This is a genomic window from Pseudomonas brassicacearum, from assembly GCF_003732175.1.
Lineage (GTDB): Bacteria > Pseudomonadota > Gammaproteobacteria > Pseudomonadales > Pseudomonadaceae > Aquipseudomonas > Aquipseudomonas brassicacearum_G.
In genome coordinates this window covers 188,156-207,917 of record NZ_MOBI01000002.1, presented here as the reverse complement: position 1 = coordinate 207,917, position 19,762 = coordinate 188,156, and the positions used below count along the sequence as shown (strand labels likewise).

The following is a 19,762-nucleotide window of genomic DNA, read 5'->3' as shown; positions in this document are numbered from 1 at the left end:
GTGTCGACGTCGTTCCAGACTAAACCTGTTGGCTGGAAATTAAATAGCCAATAGTTCCACTGGTCGGAGCGCTGATTTATTAGGGGTTTAAAAGTGCGTAGTTGATTTCCTAAGGAAATAAACAGGGCCCGAGTATAGAGTTCAGGCCCTGTTACTTATGGCTGGAAGCGCGGGTATTAGTTTTTCAATAGCGTCAGTAGTTCGTCGTATTGACGCGTTAAACGATGGGAAAACTGTTGAAGTCGACGCTGCTGGCCAGTCGGCTGTCGATCAGGCTGATGAAGCCTTGAACTTGCGGGCAGTAGAAGTGTGATTGCATGGCGGTTTCGGACTGCCAGCGGGCACTGACCGTCCATCGATTGTCGTCCTCCGGGCAGCGGTCGACCATGTAGGAATCGCAGCCTGGGAGCTCACGCAATGTTTCGACGATCTTCTGCAATTGCTTGCCCAGCTCATCCGAGCGGCCAGCGGCGGCCTGTACCTGGACCGTATTGATTATTTCGTTGGGCATCGCACACGCTCCTGTATCAAGCCAGACGAGGCTCGCTCAAGGTGGGTAACGCATGTGCAGGATAGGCCTGTGTCTGGTCGCGGCCAACAGCCAATTGGCAGTAAAAGCGCCATACCAATAGACCTCAACAGACTTGCTGGAGAATATCGCGCAAACGGTCCAGGGCTACATCGATGTCCAGGGTTTCGATGGCGCCGAAGCCCATGAACAGCCCGGCCCTTGGAGGTTGCTGATAGTAAAAGCCGTTCAGGCTATACAGGCCGACGTCGAGTTTTTTAGCCAGTGTAATGACCAACGGGATATCCACCTCGACCTTGCACAGCAAGGCCATGTGAAAGCCGGCAGTGGTTGGCACCGCTTCGAGCCAGGGCGAAAGGTCCCCGGCAACGCGTGCGAGGATTCGCTCGCGCCGCCCGGCATAGACTGCATGGCAGCGGCGGATGTGCTTTAGCAGACAGCCTTCGGCGATGAACTTGGCCAGTGCCCATTGCGGCAGGGTCGAGGTGTGCAGGTCGGTCAGTTGCTTGGCGCGGATCACTGCGTCGAGAATGGCCGGCGGCAGAATCGCGTAACCCAGGCGCAACTCCGGCAGCAGGGTTTTCGAAAAAGTCCCGACATAGGCGACGATCCCGCGCTCATCCATGCTTTGCAGGGAGTCGGTGGGCCGGCCCGCGTAGCGGAACTCACTGTCGTAGTCGTCCTCGATAATGATCGCGCCCAGCTCATGGGCCCTTGCCAGCAAGGCTTCGCGCCGTGCCTGGCTCATCGGCATGCCGAGCGGGAACTGGTGAGAGGGCGTGACATAGATCAGCCGGGTTCCATCGGGAATCAGCTCGACTTGAATGCCTTGCTCATCCACCGGCACCCCGACCACTTCGGCGCCGTGAGAGGCGAACAACAGGCGTGCCGGCGGGTAGCCGGGATCTTCCATGGCCACGAGGCTGCCGGGCTCGGTCAGTACGCGGGAGATCAGGTCCAGTGCTTGTTGCGCGCCGTTGCACACCACCACGTCGTCGTCCTGGCAATTGACCCCGCGAGAAAAGGCGATATGCCGGGCGATTGCGTTGCGCAGCGCCGGCAGGCCTTCCGGCTGGCTGTAAAAGCCCTTGGAACCGGCAATCTGTCGCAGCGCATGGGCGGTGCAGCGGCGCCAGTCGTCCTGAGGAAACTGGCCCTTGCTGGTGGCGCCGCCAATGAACTCGTAACGCAGCGAGCCTTCCAGAGTCGGGTGGCGCAAGAACGACGGCATGTTGCGCCAACGCTCGAGAGTGTCGGCGCTCGCCAGTTCGGAGTGGCTCTGTTTGCGGACGATAGTCGAGGGACGGGCATTGACGTAGGTGCCTTTGCCGATCCTGCCGGTGAGGAAGTTCTCGTAGGTCAACTGCGCGTAGGTATCGGAAATGGTCTTGCGTGAGATACCCAATTGTTCGGCGAGCAAGCGGCTCGGCGGTAGCTGTGTCCCGGCGGCCAGGCGACCCGACTCGATGGCGCTGCGCAGTTGCTGATACAGCTGACCTGCGAGGTCCTTGCGGCCGTTGATCACAACATGAAGTTCCATACCCGCGAGGCTCCTGCGCCAGTTGGTGTTTCGAGTTGACGTGTGTGACATCAGATTATCCGTATTGCGGTGTCGGGAAGAAGTTGCAGCGCATCCATATTCGCGCCTCGTCGCGCTATGGCTGTCGTCATCCTGGTGATGATCCGTTTAGACTCGATGGCCATGTCACTTTCAAGGAGGAATCAGCATGTCAGCCATCGATCCTGTTATCAGCATTGAGCGTATGAGCGAAGCCCATATCGAGGGCATCACCGCGCTTTACTGCGGATAACGAAGCGGCGATCGGGCTGTATCGCAAGTTTGGTTTCGACACAGAAGGCTTGTTTCGCGAGTATGCAGTGCGCGATGGCGTGCTGGTTGATGCCCTGAGCATGGCGCGCTTGCGCCGTCTGCTCAAGGCGCGCTGAGTCAGCGGCCCAGGGCGAACGCCACCGCTGCTTGCGCATGCCGTTCGGCGGCATCCGGGACCAATACGCTCCTGTTGATGGCTGAATGCGGCCTACAATGTCCGCGATCCTGCAGCGGAGTAAACCCTTGGTGCGGCGCTGAAGCGTCAGCAGGGGGTGCATGCCCGGTTTTAGTCGTACACCGGCAGCGTGCATCTGCCATGCTCAAAGTCCGCAGTACTGCTTCAACCAAAGGAACACAGCAATGGACGACGTACAGCAACTAGGTGAGATGCTTCGCCATTACGCAGAAAGCGAAGCGCACAAGAAGCAGTTGTTTGAAACCCAATCGGCCGTGTGGGCAACGCGTATAAGCGAGTTGTTCGGGCAGATCGAACAGTGGCTGGCTCCGGTCAAGACCCCGCACTTGCTGGAAGTGAGCCGCGAAGCCTATGTGGCGTTCGGGGCGAACGTGCCGGTCGAGAGTTCGACCTTCAAGACCGAAAAACTGAGCATTCTGATCGCCGGCAAACCAGTGGAAATCGTGCCGGAGGTGATGGGCGCCGGCGGGCTGATTTCACTGGCGGTCATGGGTCTGACCGCTGCGCGTTACGGCAGTGTGTCACTGGTGTGCCAGCCACCTTCGACTGACTGGCAGTGGCGCAAGACCAACGGTCTGAAAGACCCGGACACCTTTGCCTTCGACGCGAATTTCCTGGCGCAGCAGTTGCAGAGCCTGATACCGCGCGATCGGGGTTGAGGCGAGTTCTGGCAGGTGTGAGCCTTTGTGGCGAGGGGGCTTGCCCCCGTTCGGCTGCGAAGCAGTCGTAAAACCGGCAAATGCATTTTCCCTGACACAATACGATCAGCGACTTTTGGACCGCTTTGCGCTCCAACGGGGGCAAGCCCCCTCGCCACAGGGGGGAACTTCAAATCTCCAGATTCCCCCAACCCGGCCTGGCCTCTTCGGGTGCAACGGCCTTGACGGTCTTGCCTGTCGCCAACTCAACCCTGTGCGCCACTTCCGGGTCATCGGCAAACGGAATCAGGCTGGCATCTTCCAGACTTTCGGCCGACTGATGCTTCAAGCAATACTCCACCGATAAATACAGGCACGCCACGCCCAACAGATCCAACATGATTTCGATCATGACGAACATTCCTTGAGGTGAGAGACGCAAGCCGGTGAGGCTTGCGTCATGGGCCGGATCAAGCGATCTGCGCTTCTTGCTCGGCGATTTTCAGATCGGCGACCCGCACGGTGCGCCAGGTGTTGTAAGCCATCAGCAGCATGCCGCTGAGGAAGAACACGCCGCCGACGAAACGCACGATGAAGCCCGGATGGCTGGCCACCAGGGTTTCGACGAAGGAATAGGTCAGCGTACCGTCGTCGTTGATGGCGCGCCACATCAGGCCCTGGGTGATGCCGTTGACCCACATCGAGGCGATGTACAGCACGGTGCCGATGGTGGCCAGCCAGAAGTGCGTGTTGATCAGGCCGATGCTGTACATCTGCTCGCGGCCGAAGACTTTCGGGATCATGTGATACAGCGAGCCGAAGGTGATCATTGCCACCCAGCCCAAGGCGCCGGCGTGTACGTGGCCGATGGTCCAGTCGGTGTAGTGGGAGAGCGCGTTGACCGTTTTGATCGCCATCATCGGCCCTTCGAAGGTCGACATGCCGTAGAACGCCAGCGACAGCACCAAAAACCGCAGGATCGGGTCGGTGCGCAACTTATGCCAGGCACCCGAGAGCGTCATCATGCCGTTGATCATCCCGCCCCAGCTCGGCGCCAGCAGGATCAGCGACATCGCCATGCCCAGTGATTGCGCCCAGTCCGGCAGTGCGGTGTAGTGCAAGTGATGCGGGCCGGCCCAGATGTACAGGGTGATCAGCGCCCAGAAATGCACGATCGACAACCGATAGGAATACACCGGCCGGCCGACCTGTTTCGGCACGAAATAATACATCATCCCGAGGAAGCCGGTGGTCAGGAAGAAGCCCACTGCGTTGTGCCCATACCACCACTGCACCATCGCATCGGTGGCCCCGGAATACACTGGATAGGACTTGAACCAGTCCACCGGAATCGACAGGTGATTGACCACGTGCAGCATGGCGATCACCACAATGAACGCACCGAAGAACCAGTTGCCGACGTAGATGTGCTTGGTCTTGCGCTGCACCACGGTGGTGAAAAACACTATGGCGTAGGCGACCCAGACCACCGTCATCCACACCGCGCCGGAGAATTCGATCTCGGCGTATTCCTTGGTGGTGGTGTAGCCCAGGGGGAGGGTGATCAGCATGCTGACAATCACCGATTGCCAGCCCCAGAAGGTGAAGGCGGCGAGTTTGTCGCTGTACAGTCGCACTTGGCAGGTGCGCTGCACTGCGTAGTAACTGGCGGCAAATTGTGCGCTGCCGGCAAAACCGAAAATCACCAGGCTGGTGTGCAGCGGGCGCAAGCGGCCAAAGGTGGTCCAGGGCAAATCGAGGTTCGCTTCCGGCCACACCAGTTGCGAGGCGATCCACACGCCCATCGCCATCCCGATAACGCCCCATACCACTGTTGCCACGACGAATTGGCGGACGACCTTGTAGTTATAGGCCTGTCCGATTGCTGCTGTGCTCATGGTCAATGCTTCCACGGTTGCAAAGTCTTGCCAGGCCACCCGGTCTGGCATGCAGTCAACTGTAGAAACCCTGGTCGAAACAAAACAGACTCAGAAAAACTGCATTAATACGGATCAGATGTAAGGCCTACCTGCGGTGATCTGCCGCGCCCTGATATGGTTTTTTAGTCTTTAGCTGAATCTGTAACCAGCTGAGCCGCTACTGCATAGTCACTCCCCCAGAAACGAGCCGCAGAGCCCGATCAACCCTGATGAGGTAGCGACATGTATCAGTACGATGACTATGACCGGGCCCTGGTCTTTGAACGGGTTGCGCAGTTCCGCGATCAGGTCGAGCGGTTCATGGCTGGAGCCTTGAGTGAGGAGGAGTTTTTGCCGTTGCGCCTGCAAAACGGCCTGTACATGCAAAAGCACGCCTACATGCTGCGGGTGGCCATTCCTTACGGCACTCTCAGTGCCCGGCAGATGCGTACGCTGGCGAGCATCGCCCGGGATTACGATCGGGGTTACGGGCACTTCACCACCCGACAGAACATGCAATTCAACTGGATCGAACTGGCCCAGGTGCCGGACATCCTCGAGCGCCTGGCCCAGGTCGAAATGCATGCGATCCAGACCTCCGGCAACTGCGTGCGCAACATCACCACCGAAGCCTTTGCCGGGGTGGCGGCAGATGAGCTGATCGACCCGCGGCCCTTGGCGGAAATCCTCCGGCAGTGGTCGACCATCAATCCGGAATTTTTGTTTTTGCCACGTAAATTCAAGATCGCCATCTGTTCAGCGAAACAGGACCGCGCGGCGATCATGATGCATGACATCGGTCTCTACCTTTACCGCGATGCGGCCGGGCAGATGCTGCTGCGGGTGATTGTCGGCGGCGGTCTGGGGCGCACGCCGATCCTCGGCTTGCAGATCCGTGAAGGGTTGCCGTGGCAGCATTTGCTGTCCTACGTCGAGGCGGTGTTGCGGGTGTACAACCGCCACGGTCGGCGTGACAACAAGTACAAGGCGCGGATCAAGATTCTGGTCAAGGCGCTGGGCATCGAGGCCTTCGCCCAGGAAGTCGAGCAGGAATGGCAACACCTCAAGGACGGCCCGGCGCAGTTGACCGACGTCGAATACCAGCGCGTCGCCAGCGCATTCGTGCCACCTACCTATGAGCCGCTGGCTGACACAGATCTGGACTTCGGCACTCGCCTGACCGAGAACCCGGCGTTCGCACGTTGGGTCGCGCGTAACGTGCAGCCGCACAAAGTACCTGGCTACACCAGCGTGGTGCTGTCCACCAAACCCGGCATGGCCTCACCGCCCGGTGATGTCACAGATGCGCAGATGGACGCGGTGGCCGATTGGTCCGAGCAGTTCGGTTTCGGCGAAATCCGTATTGCCCATGAACAGAACATAGTCCTGCCGGACGTGCCCAAGGCTGACCTGTACGCGTTGTGGTGCCTGGCCTGCGAGCGCGGACTGGGCTGCGCCAACATCGGTTTGCTGACCGACATCATTGCCTGCCCCGGTGGCGATTTCTGCGCGTTGGCCAATGCCAAATCGATCCCCATTGCCCAAGCGATCCAGGCACGTTTCGATGACCTTGATTACCTTCACGACCTGGGCGACATCAGCCTCAATATCTCTGGCTGCATGAATGCCTGTGGTCATCACCACATCGGCAATATCGGCATTCTTGGCGTCGATAAGAATGGCAGCGAGTGGTACCAGGTCACCCTCGGCGGATCACAGGGCAAGAACAGCGCGTTGGGCAAGGTCATCGGCCCGTCGTTCAGCGCCGCCGAAGTACCGCAGGTGATCGAGCGGATCATCGCGACCTTTGTCCGTTACCGCGAGAGCGAAGAGCTGTTTGTCGATACCCTGCAGCGCATCGGTCTGGAGCCGTTCAAGGAGCGCGTTTATCCCAAGAGCCTGGAGGTCGTTGCATGAATAATCTGCTGCGGTTGGAAGAAGGTGCTGCGCTTAAGGTCGACGACGATCCGTGGATGCTGGTCAGGGACCTGGAAAGCGAACTGCCAGTGGGGCCACTGATTTTGCCGCTGGCTCTGTGGCTGATGCGCCGTATTGAACATCATCCGTCACGAGACGCGGTGTGGCTGGGGCCGGATGACGAGGTCGAGAGTCTCAAGCCGTGGCTCAAGCTGATACCCATGATCGCGCTGGAGTTTCCAAGTTTCCGCGATGGCCGGGCTTACAGCCAGGCTTACCTGTTGCGCACGCGTTTGGGCTGGGCGGGGGAGTTGCGGGCGATTGGCGATGTGCTGCGCGACCAGCTCAGCCATATGCGCCAATGCGGTTTCGATGCTTTCGCGGTGCGTGAAGACAAATGCGCTGAAGATGCCCTCAAGGGGCTGGTGGGGATGAGTGTGCATTACGGTCGCTCGGTGATCGAGCCACGACCGTTGTTTCGCCGACGCTGAGTACCACGATCGGCAGTTCCGGGTGACGTGTGCACCCACGTTGCGTGGGTGCACACGGTTTGCGTATCACGTCAACTTACGGGTTGATCGGCGTCAGCGGCGGCAGTTTCCATTGACCGTTGCCGACCTGAGGCTGGGGCAGGTACAGGCGCAACACCGCGTAGAACGGGCCGTGCGGCGCCGGCAGCCAGTTGCTGCGCTGATCCTTGAGCGGCTCGGAGTGCTGCAGATAAAGCGTCAGGCCGCCATCCGGGTCGCGCTTGAAGGTGGACAGCATGCGCGAGTTGAGCAGGTAGCGTTTCTTGTGGTTAGGTACCAGCAGTTTGGTCTTGCCGTCGTACATGGTCAGCGACCAGAACGCATCGGCTGGCGGCAACTGATCCTTGTCAAAGTGCACGGTGTAGCTGTGTCTCGCGCCATTAGCCGGTTTGCCCAGGCTGTCGACCAGATAACTGAACTTGGCTGCTTCATCGGCCGAGTTGCCAAAGATCCCCAGGTTGGCGCCGGCGTAGCGGTACAGATAATTGCTGTTCAAGTGGTCGCGGGTACCGAACAAGTCACCGTTGTTGACCTGATGGGTATCGATCTTGTCTTTCTTGAACGCCGCGTACTCGGCCTTGGCATCGGCAATCCCGTCGTCGAGGGCCTTGCGCTGTTCGGCGGTGAGGGCTTTGAGGTCGTACGGCTGGCCGGCAACAATACCGATTTTCGCGAAACGTGCCAGTTGGTCTTTTTCAACGTCTTGCGCCGGGGCGAAGCCGAGCATGAAGTTCAGGTAGCGAAACAGCTCCGGGCTGTCGCTCATGGTCGGGGTTGGTTTTGGCCAGTCGATTTTTGGTGCGGCGGCCGGTGCCGGTTGCCCCAGGTATTGGCTCAGCGTCTGAACCTTGTAGCCGTGCTGGATTTTCTTGACCTTCTCCAGGTCCTTTTCATCAAACAGCTGCGTACGGTACAGCGCATAGGCAATATTGGTTTCGCTACGTACCAGGCGATCGATCTTCACCGGTTGCTGACCTTGCCAATTGGGACCGGCAATCATGAAGGTCCCGCCCTTGTTACCCGTGCTGCGGGTGCCCAGATAAGCAAAGTTCTGGGTGTAGAGGTCGACCAGTTGTACCGAGTAGTAACGCTCTTCGGCGATCTGCGGCAGGGTCACAACCACAGGCTCCGCGCGCAGGTCCATCCAGAGAGATGAACTGGGAGTGTCCGGGTTTGGGGTAACGAACGCGGTGTCCTTGGGGGTGAACGCCCTGGCCGTATTGCCGATATGGTTGAGCGGTGCCTTGAAGTTCGGACCGTTCTTGTCCACCGCCTGGGTGTACAGGGTCTTGTACATTTCCACCACCGGGAAGCCGTAGAGATACGCGTCTTTGGCGATCCCCCGGGCCTCTTCGGGGCTGGCGCTGAAATCTGCCCAGGCGCTGGCGCTCAGTAGCAAAGAGAGGCCGGCGAGCAACAGGCGGGTCGGTTTTTCGATGGTCATTGCACAGTCCTATGGATAAGCGCGATTCAGGTGTTATTTCACGGGCGTAATGTCGTCGAGTTTGCGGTTTTTGTCGAAACAAGTTTCCGTTACTGAACAAGGGCGCACGTCATTGCGGGTCGTTACCCGGTCACTTGGTGCATTCATTCACCTAAATTTCGTGCGCCGAAATAATAAGCCTATTCACAGGCTTGCATGTGAAAAGCGCTGTAATACGTTAAAAGGTGGGTGCTAATCTGCCGGTATTCGTGCTCAAAGGAAGGTCACTGTCAATGCCCGTTCTGGAACTCTCCACACTGATCAAAGGGCGTACGCCTGCACAGGTTCTCGATTTTTGCCTTGAAGGCAGCAACTTCCCGAAAATCTTCCCGGAACGGGTGACGCCATTGGGCAACATCGACGTGAACGACTTGCGTATCGCTGCCGGTCGCGAGTTCAGTTTTCGTCACTGGACGTTCGGCTGTATTCCGGCGACCTGGACCGTGACGATTCGCGAGGTCAGCGACAGCCATTTCATCGACGAAATGCTCAAGGGGCCGATGGCTGCATTTCGTCATGAGCACCGGGTCGCGGCGGTGGAGGGCGGGACGCTGTACACCGATCGCGTGACCTACGCGGCTATTGGCGGTGCACTTTTGGAGTGGTTGATGGTCAATGCCTACATGCGGCGGATTTTCGAGGCGCGGCATCGCAATATGCTGCGCTTGCTGGGCTGAAGCAGCCTGTATGCGGTCCTGTGGGAGCGAGCTTGCTCGCGATGCGGCCATAACATTCAGCATCAATGTCGGATGTAACACTGCCATCGCGAGCAAACTCGCTCCCACAGGGTTTTGTGTTGGTTGTTAGAGTTGTATCCAGTTTGGGCGACGACACATCACAATTTGTATCTCACCATAGGTCGTCGGACAATTTCGTGGTTAACTTCGACCTCTTCGATATTTTCCAAACAACGTTCAGAAGGACTCCGTTCATGGCTCAAGTCACCCTCAAAGGCAATCCGGTTCAAGTCAACGGCCAACTGCCACAAGCCGGTTCCAAGGCGCCAGCCTTTTCCCTGGTTGCCGGCAATCTGTCCGACGTGACCCTGGCGAGCTTCGCCGGCAAACGCAAAGTGCTGAACATCTTCCCAAGCATCGACACTCCGACCTGCGCCACCTCGGTACGCAAGTTCAACGCTCAGGCCAACGACGTGGCCAACACCGTTGTCCTGTGCATCTCGGCTGACCTGCCGTTCGCCCAGGCACGCTTCTGCGGCGCTGAAGGCCTGGAAAACGTTCAGAACCTGTCGACCCTGCGCGGTCGTGAGTTCATCGAAAACTACGGCGTTGCCATTGCCGACGGCCCACTCAAAGGCCTGACCGCCCGTGCAGTGGTCGTACTCGATGAAAACGACACTGTGCTGCACAGCGAGCTGGTTAAAGAAATCGCTGAAGAGCCAAACTACGAAGCGGCGTTGGCCGTTTTGAAGTAACCGCATTTTACAATTATTAACGGCCTGGCTCTGTCCAGGCCGTTTTCATTTGTGCTTCAGTGATTTAGCGAAAAATTCGCAAAAGCAGGCTGAAGGTAAATTGCCGGTAAAGGCGCTTTGCTTAAACGTCGTCAGTGCTTATCGTTCACCCTCCCGTATAAAGATGTCCACACGCGCCCAATGGTTGATCACTCCATGCAATCCTCTGCTTCCCGTCATTCCCGTCGCTGGCTATTCGGCCTGCTGGTTCTGTTGGTCATCGCCGGCCTGTGCTGGAAGTTCTGGCCAGGCGGCGCGGCTCAGAAAACCGCCCCGACAGCAAAAGCGGCGGCCGGGCATGTCGGCAAGTCTGGCGGGATGCGTCCTGGGTTCGGCGGCGCTACAGGACCGGTTCCGGTTCGGGTCGCCCCCGCCGTGGTGGGGGATTTCCCGCTGTACTACAAAGCGCTGGGCACGGTCACTGCGCTGAACACCATCAATGTGCGCAGCCGTGTGGGCGGTGAACTGGTGAAGATTGCGTTTGAAGAAGGGCAAATGGTCAAGGCAGGCGATCTGCTCGCCGAGATCGACCCGCGCCCCTATCAGAACGCCTTGCTGCAGGCCGAAGGCACGTTGTTGCAGAACCAGGCACAGTTGAAAAACGCGCAGGTGGACGTGGAACGCTATCGCGGTTTGTATGCACAAGACAGTATCGCCAAACAGACCCTCGACACCGCAGCTGCGCTGGTGGGGCAGTACCAGGGCACGGTCAAGACCAATCAGGCGGCGGTCAACGACGCCAAACTCAATCTGGAATTCACCAAGATCCGTGCGCCGATTACCGGGCGTGTCGGTCTGCGGCAGCTGGACGTCGGCAACCTGGTGTCCGCCAATGACACCACGTCCCTGGCGGTCATTACCCAGACCCAGCCGATCAGCGTGGTCTTTACTTTGCCGGAAAATACTCTCGATACCGTGCTGACCCGCTACCACTCCGGTGCCAAACTGCCGGCTGAAGCCTGGGATCGTGGCGATACCAAATTGCAGGCCAGCGGTGTCTTGCAAAGCCTCGACAACCAGATCGACACCACCACCGGCACACTGAAGTTCAAGGCACGCTACGACAACCGCGATCTGGCACTGTTCCCGAATCAGTTCGTCAATGTCCGACTGCTGGCCGACACCCTCAAGGGCGTGGTGCTGGCGCCTTCGGCAGCCATTCAGTTCGGGACCAACGGCACCTTTGCCTATGTCCTGGACGGTGACAAGAAAGTCACCATTCGCCCGTTGAAGATCGGCGCCAGCGATGGCGACAACACGGTGATCAAGGAAGGCTTGAAAGCCGGTGATCGCGTGGTTCTGGAGGGCACTGACCGCCTCAAGGAGGGCAGTGAAGTTGAAGTGGTCAATGACAGCAACACTGCCGCCCCCGTGACCCCGACGGATAACCAGGAGCCATCGACAAGCGCCGCCACCGACCCGAAAGCCTCAGGCAAGGCGCACAAGGGCCGCGCATGAACATCTCGCGGCTGTTTATCCTTCGCCCGGTAGCCACCACTCTGAGCATGCTGGCCATTGTTTTGGCCGGCATGATTGCCTACAAGTTGTTGCCGGTCTCGGCATTGCCCCAGGTCGATTACCCGACCATTCGGGTCATGACCCTGTACCCGGGCGCCAGTCCTGATGTGATGACCAGTGCGGTCACCGCGCCACTTGAGCGCCAGTTCGGGCAAATGCCCGGCCTGACCCAAATGGCCTCGACCAGTTCCGGCGGCGCCTCGGTACTGACCCTGCGCTTCAGCCTCGACATCAACATGGACGTCGCCGAGCAGCAGGTGCAAGCGGCGATCAACGCGGCGACCAATCTGTTGCCCAAGGACTTGCCGGCACCGCCGGTGTACAACAAGGTCAACCCGGCGGACACCCCGGTGCTGACCCTGGCGATCACCTCCAAAACCATGCTGCTGCCCAAGCTCAATGATTTGGTCGACACGCGCATGGCGCAGAAAATCGCCCAGATCAGTGGCGTCGGCATGGTCAGTATCGCCGGCGGCCAGCGTCAGGCCGTGCGGATCAAGGTCAACCCGGAAGCCTTGGCGGCCAACGGCTTGAACCTCTCGGACGTGCGCACCTTGATCGGCGCGTCCAACGTCAACCAGCCCAAAGGCAACTTCGACGGCCCGACCCGGGTCTCGATGCTTGATGCCAACGATCAGTTGACCTCGCCCAAGGACTACGCCGAACTGATTCTGGCCTACAAGAACGGTGCGCCATTGCGACTCAAGGACGTCGCGCAGATTGTCGATGGCGCTGAAAACGAACGTCTCGCCGCGTGGGCCAATGAAAACCAGGCTGTGCTGCTGAACATCCAGCGTCAGCCGGGTGCCAACGTGATCGAAGTGGTCGACCGGATCAAGGCCCTGTTGCCAAGCATCACCGATAACCTGCCGGCCGGCCTCGACGTTACCGTGCTGACCGACCGTACCCAGACCATCCGCGCTTCTGTCACGGATGTGCAGCACGAGCTGCTGATCGCCATCGCCCTGGTGGTGATGGTGACGTTCCTGTTCTTGCGCCGGGCCAGTGCCACGATCATCCCGTCGATTGCGGTGCCGTTGTCGCTGGTTGGCACCTTTGGCGTGATGTACCTGGCCGGTTTCTCGGTCAACAACCTGACCTTGATGGCGTTGACCATCGCCACCGGTTTTGTGGTGGACGACGCGATCGTCATGCTGGAAAACATTTCGCGCTTCATCGAGGAGGGCGACAGCCCGTTGCAGGCGGCGCTCAAGGGCGCCAAGCAGATCGGTTTCACCCTGATCTCGCTGACGTTGTCGCTGATCGCGGTATTGATCCCGCTGTTGTTCATGGCCGATGTAGTGGGGCGCCTGTTCCGCGAGTTTGCGATTACCCTGGCGGTGGCGATCCTGATTTCCCTGGTGGTCTCCCTTACCCTGACACCAATGATGTGCGCGCGGTTGCTCAAGCGTGAACCCAAGCCAGAAGAACAGGGCCGTTTCTACCGGGCCAGCGGTGCGTGGATCGACTGGCTGATCGCCGCCTACGGGCGCAAGTTGCAGTGGGTGCTCAAGCACCAGCCGTTGACCCTGTTGGTGGCCATCGCCACTCTGGGCCTGACCGTGTTCCTGTACATCGTGGTACCCAAGGGCTTTTTCCCGGTGCAGGACACCGGGGTGATCCAGGGTATTTCCGAGGCGCCGCAATCGATTTCCTTCGCCGCCATGAGCCAGCGCCAGCAGGAACTGGCCAAGGTCATCCTGGCCGACCCAGCGGTGCAAAGCCTGTCGTCCTATATCGGTGTCGACGGCGACAACGCGACCCTGAACAGCGGGCGCTTGCTGATCAACCTCAAGCCGCACAAAGAGCGTGACCTGAGCGCAGCCCAGGTGATCAGCCGGTTGCAGCCGCAGCTGGACAAACTGGTGGGCATTCGTCTGTTCATGCAGCCGGTGCAGGATCTGACCATCGAAGACCGGGTCAGCCGCACACAGTACCAATTCAGCATGTCGTCGCCGGATGCCGAGATGCTCAGCCTGTGGAGCGGGCGACTGGTCGAGGCGCTGGGCAAACAACCAGAGCTGACCGACGTTGCCAGCGACTTGCAGGACAAGGGCTTGCAGGTCTATCTGGTGATCGATCGTGATGCGGCTTCGCGAATCGGGGTTTCGGTGTCGAACATCACCGACGCGCTATACGATGCTTTCGGCCAGCGGCAGATCTCGACTATTTACACCCAGGCCAGCCAGTATCGCGTGGTGATGCAGGCGCAGGACGGCGAGAAGATCGGCCCGCAGGCGCTGGAGCAGATTCACGTCAAGACCACCAGTGGCGGCCAGGTGCGGCTGTCCAGCCTGGCCCACGTCGAAGAACGCCAGGCGCAATTGGCGATTGCGCACATCGGCCAGTTCCCGGCAGTGATGATGTCCTTCAACCTCGCGCCAGGCGTGGCGCTGGGCCAGGCAGTGGAGCTGATCAACAAGGTGCAGCAGGACATCGGCATGCCGCTTGGCGTGCAGACTCAGTTCCAGGGTGCGGCCCAGGCGTTCGAGGCCTCGCTGTCGAGCACCTTGCTGCTGATTCTGGCGGCGGTGGTGACCATGTACATCGTGCTCGGCGTGCTGTACGAAAGCTACATTCACCCGATCACCATTCTCTCGACGCTGCCATCGGCGGCGGTCGGCGCCTTGCTGGCGTTGATTCTCAGCGGCAATGACCTGGGCATGATCGCGATCATCGGCATCATCTTGCTGATCGGCATCGTCAAGAAGAACGCGATCATGATGATCGACTTCGCCCTCGACGCCGAGCGCAATCAGGGCATGGACCCGGCGACCGCGATCTATCAGGCGGCGCTGCTGCGTTTCCGGCCGATTCTGATGACCACCCTGGCCGCGTTGTTTGGCGCGGTGCCGTTGATGCTCGCTACCGGTTCAGGTGCTGAACTGCGCCAGCCATTGGGTCTGGTGATGGTTGGGGGCTTGCTGGTCAGCCAGGTGCTGACGCTGTTTACCACGCCGGTGATCTATCTGTACTTCGACCGCCTCGGTCGGCGCTGGCGGCGTGCGCCTGAGCGCCTGGAGCCGGTAGAGCTGCCATGAACCTGTCCGGACCTTTCATTCGCCGGCCTGTAGCGACGATGTTGCTGAGCCTGGCGATCATGCTGCTGGGCGGCGTGAGTTTCGGCTTGCTGCCGGTGTCGCCGCTGCCGCAAATGGATTTCCCGGTGATTGTGGTGTCGGCGAGCCTGCCGGGCGCGAGCCCCGAGGTCATGGCGTCCACCGTGGCGACGCCGTTGGAGCGATCCTTCGGCGCCATCGCCGGGGTCAACACCATGAGCAGCCGGTCCAGCCAGGGTTCGACCCGGGTGATCCTGCAATTTGACATGGACCGCGACATCAATGGCGCGGCGCGAGAAGTGCAAGCGGCGATCAACGCCTCGCGCAACCTGCTGCCCAGCGGTATGCGCAGCATGCCGACCTACAAGAAGGTCAACCCGTCCCAGGCGCCGATCATGGTGCTGTCGCTGACCTCGGACGTGCTGGAAAAAGGTCAGCTCTACGACCTGGCCTCGACCATCCTTTCGCAAAGCCTGTCTCAGGTGCCCGGTGTCGGCGAAGTGCAGATTGGCGGTAGCTCGTTGCCGGCGGTGCGGATCGAACTCGAACCGCAACTGCTGAACCAGTACGGTGTGGCGCTGGATGATGTGCGCAACACCATCGCCAACGCCAACGTGCGCCGGCCCAAGGGCTCGATCGAAGACGACCAGCGGATGTGGCAGGTCCAGGCCAACGACCAGTTGGAGAAGGCCAAGGATTATGAACCGCTGATCATTCGCTACCAGAATGGCTCGGCGTTGCGCCTGGGTGATGTGGCCAAGGTCCGCGACAGCGTCGAAGACCGCTACAACAGCGGTTTCTTCAACGACGACGCGGCAGTGCTGCTGGTGATCAACCGTCAGGCCGGTGCCAACATCATTAAAACGGTCAACGTTATCAAGGCGCAGTTGCCGGCGTTGCAGGCGGTATTGCCGGCCAGCGTCAAGCTGAACCTGGCGATGGACCGCTCACCGGTGATCAAGGCGACCCTGCACGAAGCGGAAATGACCCTGCTGATTGCCGTGGCGCTGGTGATTCTGGTGGTGTACCTGTTCCTCGGTAACTTCCGCGCGTCGTTGATCCCGACGCTGGCGGTACCGGTGTCGCTGGTCGGTACGTTCGCGGTGATGTACCTCTATGGCTTTTCGCTGAACAACCTGTCGCTGATGGCGCTGATTCTGGCCACGGGGCTGGTGGTGGACGATGCCATCGTGGTGCTCGAAAACATTTCGCGGCACATCGACGAAGGGATCGCGCCGATGAAGGCGGCGTACCTGGGCGCCAAGGAAGTCGGTTTTACCTTGCTGTCGATGAACGTTTCGCTGGTGGCGGTGTTCCTGTCGATTCTGTTCATGGGCGGGATCATCGAGAGCCTGTTCCGCGAGTTTTCGATAACGCTTGCAGCGTCAATCGTGGTGTCGCTGGTGGTCTCCCTGACCCTGACGCCGATGCTCTGTGCCCGCTGGTTGAAACCCCATACGCCAGGCGAGGAAAACCGTTTGCAGCGCGCCAGTCGGCGCGCCAATGACTGGATGGTCAAGCACTATGCCAGCGGCCTGGATTGGGTGCTGCGTCACAAGCGGCTGACGCTGCTCAGCCTGTTTGTCACCATTGGCGTCAACATCGCCCTGTATGTAGTGGTGCCCAAGACCTTTCTGCCGCAGCAGGACACCGGCCAGCTGATCGGTTTTGTCCGCGGCGACAATGGCCTTTCGTTCAATGTCATGCAGCCGAAAATGGAAACCTTCCGCCGTGCAGTGTTGAAAGACGCTGCAGTGGAAAGTGTCGCCGGTTTTATTGGCGGTACCAACGGCACCAATAACGCTTTCATGCTGGTGCGCCTGAAGCCGATCAAGGAACGCAATATCTCTGCGCAGAAGGTCATCGAGCGCCTGCGCAAGGAAATGCCCAAGGTCGCCGGTGCCCAATTGATGCTGATGGCCGACCAGGACTTGCAGTTTGGCGGTGGCCGCGAGCAGACCACCTCGCAATACACCTACATCCTGCAAAGCGGTGATTTGTCGGCGTTGCGCGAGTGGTATCCGAAGGTCGTCACCGCACTCAAGGCATTGCCTGAACTGACGGCCATCGACGCCCGTGAAGGGCGAGGTGCCGCGCAGGTGACACTGGTGGTCGATCGTGACCAGGCCAAACGCCTTGGCGTCGACATGTCGATGGTCACCGCAGTGCTGAACAACGCCTATAGCCAGCGCCAGATATCGACCATTTACGACAGTCTCAACCAGTATCAGGTGGTGATGGAGGTCAATCCGAAATACGCCCAGGATCCGATCACCCTCAATCAGGTTCAGGTGATCACCGCTGCAGGGGCGCGCATTCCGCTGTCGGCGATTGCCCACTATGAAAACAGCCTGGAAAACGACCGGGTCAGCCATGAAGGGCAGTTCGCTTCCGAAAGCGTCTCTTTTGATATGGCCGAAGGCGTCACCGTTGAGCAAGGCTCGGCCGCCATCGAACGGGCGATTGCCAAGCTGGGGCTGCCGGAAGAAGTGATCGCCAAGATGGCCGGCACTGCCGACGCTTTCGCGGCGACCCAGAAGAGCCAGCCGTGGATGATTCTCGGCGCGCTGGTGGCGGTGTATCTGGTGCTGGGCGTGCTGTACGAAAGTTACGTGCACCCGCTGACGATCCTTTCGACATTGCCTTCGGCGGGTGTCGGTGCGTTGCTGTCGATCTATGTGCTGGGCGGCGAGTTCAGCCTGATTTCGCTGCTCGGGCTGTTTCTGTTGATTGGCGTGGTGAAGAAAAACGCCATTCTGATGATTGACCTCGCGCTACAACTTGAACGCCATCAGGGTATGGAGCCGCTGGAGTCGATTCGCAGCGCGTGTCTGTTGCGTCTGCGGCCGATTCTGATGACTACCCTGGCGGCGATTCTGGGCGCCTTGCCCTTGTTGCTCAGCACTGCCGAAGGCGCAGAAATGCGCCAACCCTTGGGCCTGACCATCATTGGCGGGTTGATTTTCAGCCAGGTGCTGACGCTTTTCACCACCCCGGTGGTTTACCTCTATCTCGACCGTTTGCGCCATCGGGTCAACCGCTGGCGTGGGGTTCGTACCGATGCTTCTCTGGAAACTCCGCTATGACTGACCGTTGCCCACTCAACCTCGACGCACCGCTGGCCCGGCGCCTGGTGTCGGCCCGTGGCTCGCGCTTGCTGAGTCTTTCGCTCAGCGTCTTGATGCTCAGTGCCTGCGCCATCGGCCCGGATTATCATCGCCCACCAGTGGCCGAGCCGGCACAGTACAAGCAGGCAGACGGCTGGCGTCAGGCGACACCGAGTGACTCATTGGCGCGTGGCGCCTGGTGGGAGCTGTACGGTGATCAGCAGCTCAACGGGCTGGTCGAAAAACTCAACAGTGCCAACCAGACCGTTGCCCAGTCCGAAGCCCAATACCGTCAGGCACAGGCCTTGGTACGCAGTGCTCGAGGTGCGTTTTTTCCGACGGTTGATCTGAGCGCCGGGAAAACCCGTTCGAGCCAGGGCACTGGCAGCAGCAGTTCAAGCCTGAGCAGTACCAACAGTGGCATTCGCGACACTTATAACACCCAGCTTGGGGTGAGTTGGGAGGCGGACGTCTGGGGCAAATTGCGTCGCGGCCTGGAAGCCGACAAGGCCAGTGCCCAAGCGAGTTTTGCCGACCTGGCCGCGATGCGCCTGAGTCAACAATCGGAGCTGGTGCAGAACTACCTGCAATTGCGAGTGATCGACCAGCAAAAGCGCTTGCTGCAATCCACAGTCGAGAATTATCAGCGCTCGCTGCAAATGACCGTAAACCAGTACCGCGCGGGGGTGTCCGGCAAGGACGCGGTCGCCCAGGCGCAAACCCAACTGAAAAGCACTCAGGCCGACATGGTCGACCTGATCTGGCAGCGTGCGCAGTTCGAGAACGCGATTGCGGTGCTGATCGGCTTGCCGCCGGCTGACTTCAATCTGGCTGAAACCCAGAACATTCCAGCATTGCCGCAGGTTCCGCTGAGCCTGCCCTCGCAACTGCTGGAGCGACGCCCGGACATCGCATCCGCCGAGCGCTCGGTCATCGCCGCGAACGCCAACATCGGCGTGGCCAAGGCGGCTTACTACCCGGACCTGACCTTGAGCATGAGTGGCGGCTACAGCAGTAGCACGTATTCTGACCTGATCAGCTTGCCGAACCGTTTCTGGTCGGTGGGGCCGAAGCTCGCCATGACCTTGTTCGATGGTGGCCAGCGCTCGGCGGATGTCGACCGTACCGAGGCGGCTTACGACCAGACCGTGGCCAAGTATCGGCAAACCGTACTCGACGGGTTCCGCGAAGTCGAAAACTACCTGGTGCAGCTCAAGGTCATGGAGGACGAAGCCGCGGTGCGTCAGGAAGCGCTGGACGCGGCCCGCGAGTCGTTGCGCCTGACCTTGAACCAGTACAAGGCCGGATTGATCGCCTACCTTGATGTGGTGGTGGTCCAGGCTACAGCGCTGAGCAACGAGCGTAGCGTGCTGACCTTGCAGCAAAGCCGGCTGATTGCCAGCGTGAACCTGATTGCCGCATTGGGCGGTGGCTGGGATGGCCAAACCCAGGCCAGCAAGAAAGAGTAGCCAAGGGCGCAGCCGTCGCAAATCAGCTGAATCAATTCATCTGTCTGCACATGTTCGACGCGTTAAAAATTTGCGTCGCGCTAATGGCTTATTGG

14 protein-coding genes and 1 pseudogene are annotated in these 19,762 nt (G+C 59.6%); 10 read left to right on the top strand and 5 right to left on the bottom strand.

The annotated features are described in order from the left end of the window. Window positions 1-217 precede the first annotated feature (217 nt). Entirely contained in the window at window positions 218-511 is a 294-nt protein-coding gene (locus BK658_RS02015) for a putative quinol monooxygenase (RefSeq protein WP_019690768.1), read from the bottom strand. 124 nt (window positions 512-635) lie between these two features. After that, window positions 636-2,069 (bottom strand): MocR-like pyridoxine biosynthesis transcription factor PdxR, encoded by a 1,434-nt coding sequence (gene pdxR / locus BK658_RS02010; protein ID WP_123580715.1) that lies wholly within the window; start codon window positions 2,067-2,069, stop codon window positions 636-638. Window positions 2,070-2,332: 263 nt separating this feature from the next. On the opposite strand from pdxR, the pseudogene BK658_RS02005 reads away from it, so the two are divergent. Then, window positions 2,333-2,476, top strand: a pseudogene (locus tag BK658_RS02005) (GNAT family N-acetyltransferase); the annotation flags it as partial. Window positions 2,477-2,720: 244 nt separating this feature from the next. After that, window positions 2,721-3,215: a hypothetical protein gene (locus BK658_RS02000; protein WP_123580713.1), complete on the top strand. Its 495-nt coding sequence runs from the start codon at window positions 2,721-2,723 to the stop codon at window positions 3,213-3,215. A 169-nt stretch (window positions 3,216-3,384) separates the two neighbouring features. Here BK658_RS02000 and BK658_RS01995 read toward each other — a convergent pair whose 3' ends face one another. Together BK658_RS01995 and ccoN are read right to left on the bottom strand one after the other, a co-directional pair. Next, window positions 3,385-3,606, bottom strand: a complete 222-nt coding sequence (locus BK658_RS01995; protein WP_123580711.1) for a cbb3-type cytochrome c oxidase subunit 3 — start codon at window positions 3,604-3,606, stop codon at window positions 3,385-3,387. 58 nt (window positions 3,607-3,664) lie between these two features. Continuing rightward, on the bottom strand, window positions 3,665-5,092 hold the full coding sequence (ccoN, locus tag BK658_RS01990) for a cytochrome-c oxidase, cbb3-type subunit I (protein WP_123580709.1): 1,428 nt from the start codon (window positions 5,090-5,092) through the stop codon (window positions 3,665-3,667). A gap of 264 nt (window positions 5,093-5,356) precedes the next feature. On the opposite strand from ccoN, the gene BK658_RS01980 reads away from it, so the two are divergent. Both BK658_RS01980 and BK658_RS01975 read left to right on the top strand, forming a co-directional pair. Then, entirely contained in the window at window positions 5,357-7,030 is a 1,674-nt protein-coding gene (locus BK658_RS01980) for a nitrite/sulfite reductase (protein WP_123580707.1), read from the top strand. Beyond that, window positions 7,027-7,521: a DUF934 domain-containing protein gene (locus BK658_RS01975; RefSeq protein WP_123580705.1), complete on the top strand. Its 495-nt coding sequence runs from the start codon at window positions 7,027-7,029 to the stop codon at window positions 7,519-7,521. The genes BK658_RS01980 and BK658_RS01975 overlap by 4 nt, the downstream gene beginning before the upstream one ends. A 76-nt stretch (window positions 7,522-7,597) precedes the next feature. On the opposite strand, the gene BK658_RS01970 is transcribed toward BK658_RS01975, so the two are convergent. Then, window positions 7,598-9,004: a DUF1254 domain-containing protein gene (locus tag BK658_RS01970; RefSeq protein ID WP_123580703.1), complete on the bottom strand. Its 1,407-nt coding sequence runs from the start codon at window positions 9,002-9,004 to the stop codon at window positions 7,598-7,600. A gap of 272 nt (window positions 9,005-9,276) precedes the next feature. Between BK658_RS01970 and BK658_RS01965 the strand changes: the two genes are divergently transcribed. From BK658_RS01965 to BK658_RS01940, 6 genes are all read left to right on the top strand, one after another. Next, window positions 9,277-9,720, top strand: coding sequence for an SRPBCC family protein (locus BK658_RS01965; RefSeq protein WP_123580701.1), 444 nt, complete (start codon window positions 9,277-9,279; stop codon window positions 9,718-9,720). 254 nt (window positions 9,721-9,974) lie between these two features. After that, window positions 9,975-10,475: a thiol peroxidase gene (tpx, locus tag BK658_RS01960; protein WP_019690760.1), complete on the top strand. Its 501-nt coding sequence runs from the start codon at window positions 9,975-9,977 to the stop codon at window positions 10,473-10,475. 180 nt (window positions 10,476-10,655) lie between these two features. Then, window positions 10,656-11,972, top strand: a complete 1,317-nt coding sequence (locus tag BK658_RS01955) for an MdtA/MuxA family multidrug efflux RND transporter periplasmic adaptor subunit (protein ID WP_123580699.1) — start codon at window positions 10,656-10,658, stop codon at window positions 11,970-11,972. Further along, complete coding sequence (locus BK658_RS01950) at window positions 11,969-15,073, top strand: MdtB/MuxB family multidrug efflux RND transporter permease subunit (RefSeq protein WP_123580697.1); 3,105 nt, start codon at window positions 11,969-11,971, stop codon at window positions 15,071-15,073. The genes BK658_RS01955 and BK658_RS01950 overlap by 4 nt, the downstream gene beginning before the upstream one ends. Beyond that, on the top strand, window positions 15,070-18,177 hold the full coding sequence (locus BK658_RS01945) for an efflux RND transporter permease subunit (RefSeq protein ID WP_123580695.1): 3,108 nt from the start codon (window positions 15,070-15,072) through the stop codon (window positions 18,175-18,177). The genes BK658_RS01950 and BK658_RS01945 overlap by 4 nt, the downstream gene beginning before the upstream one ends. After that, window positions 18,174-19,667: an efflux transporter outer membrane subunit gene (locus BK658_RS01940; protein ID WP_123580693.1), complete on the top strand. Its 1,494-nt coding sequence runs from the start codon at window positions 18,174-18,176 to the stop codon at window positions 19,665-19,667. The genes BK658_RS01945 and BK658_RS01940 overlap by 4 nt, the downstream gene beginning before the upstream one ends. Window positions 19,668-19,762 lie beyond the last annotated feature (95 nt).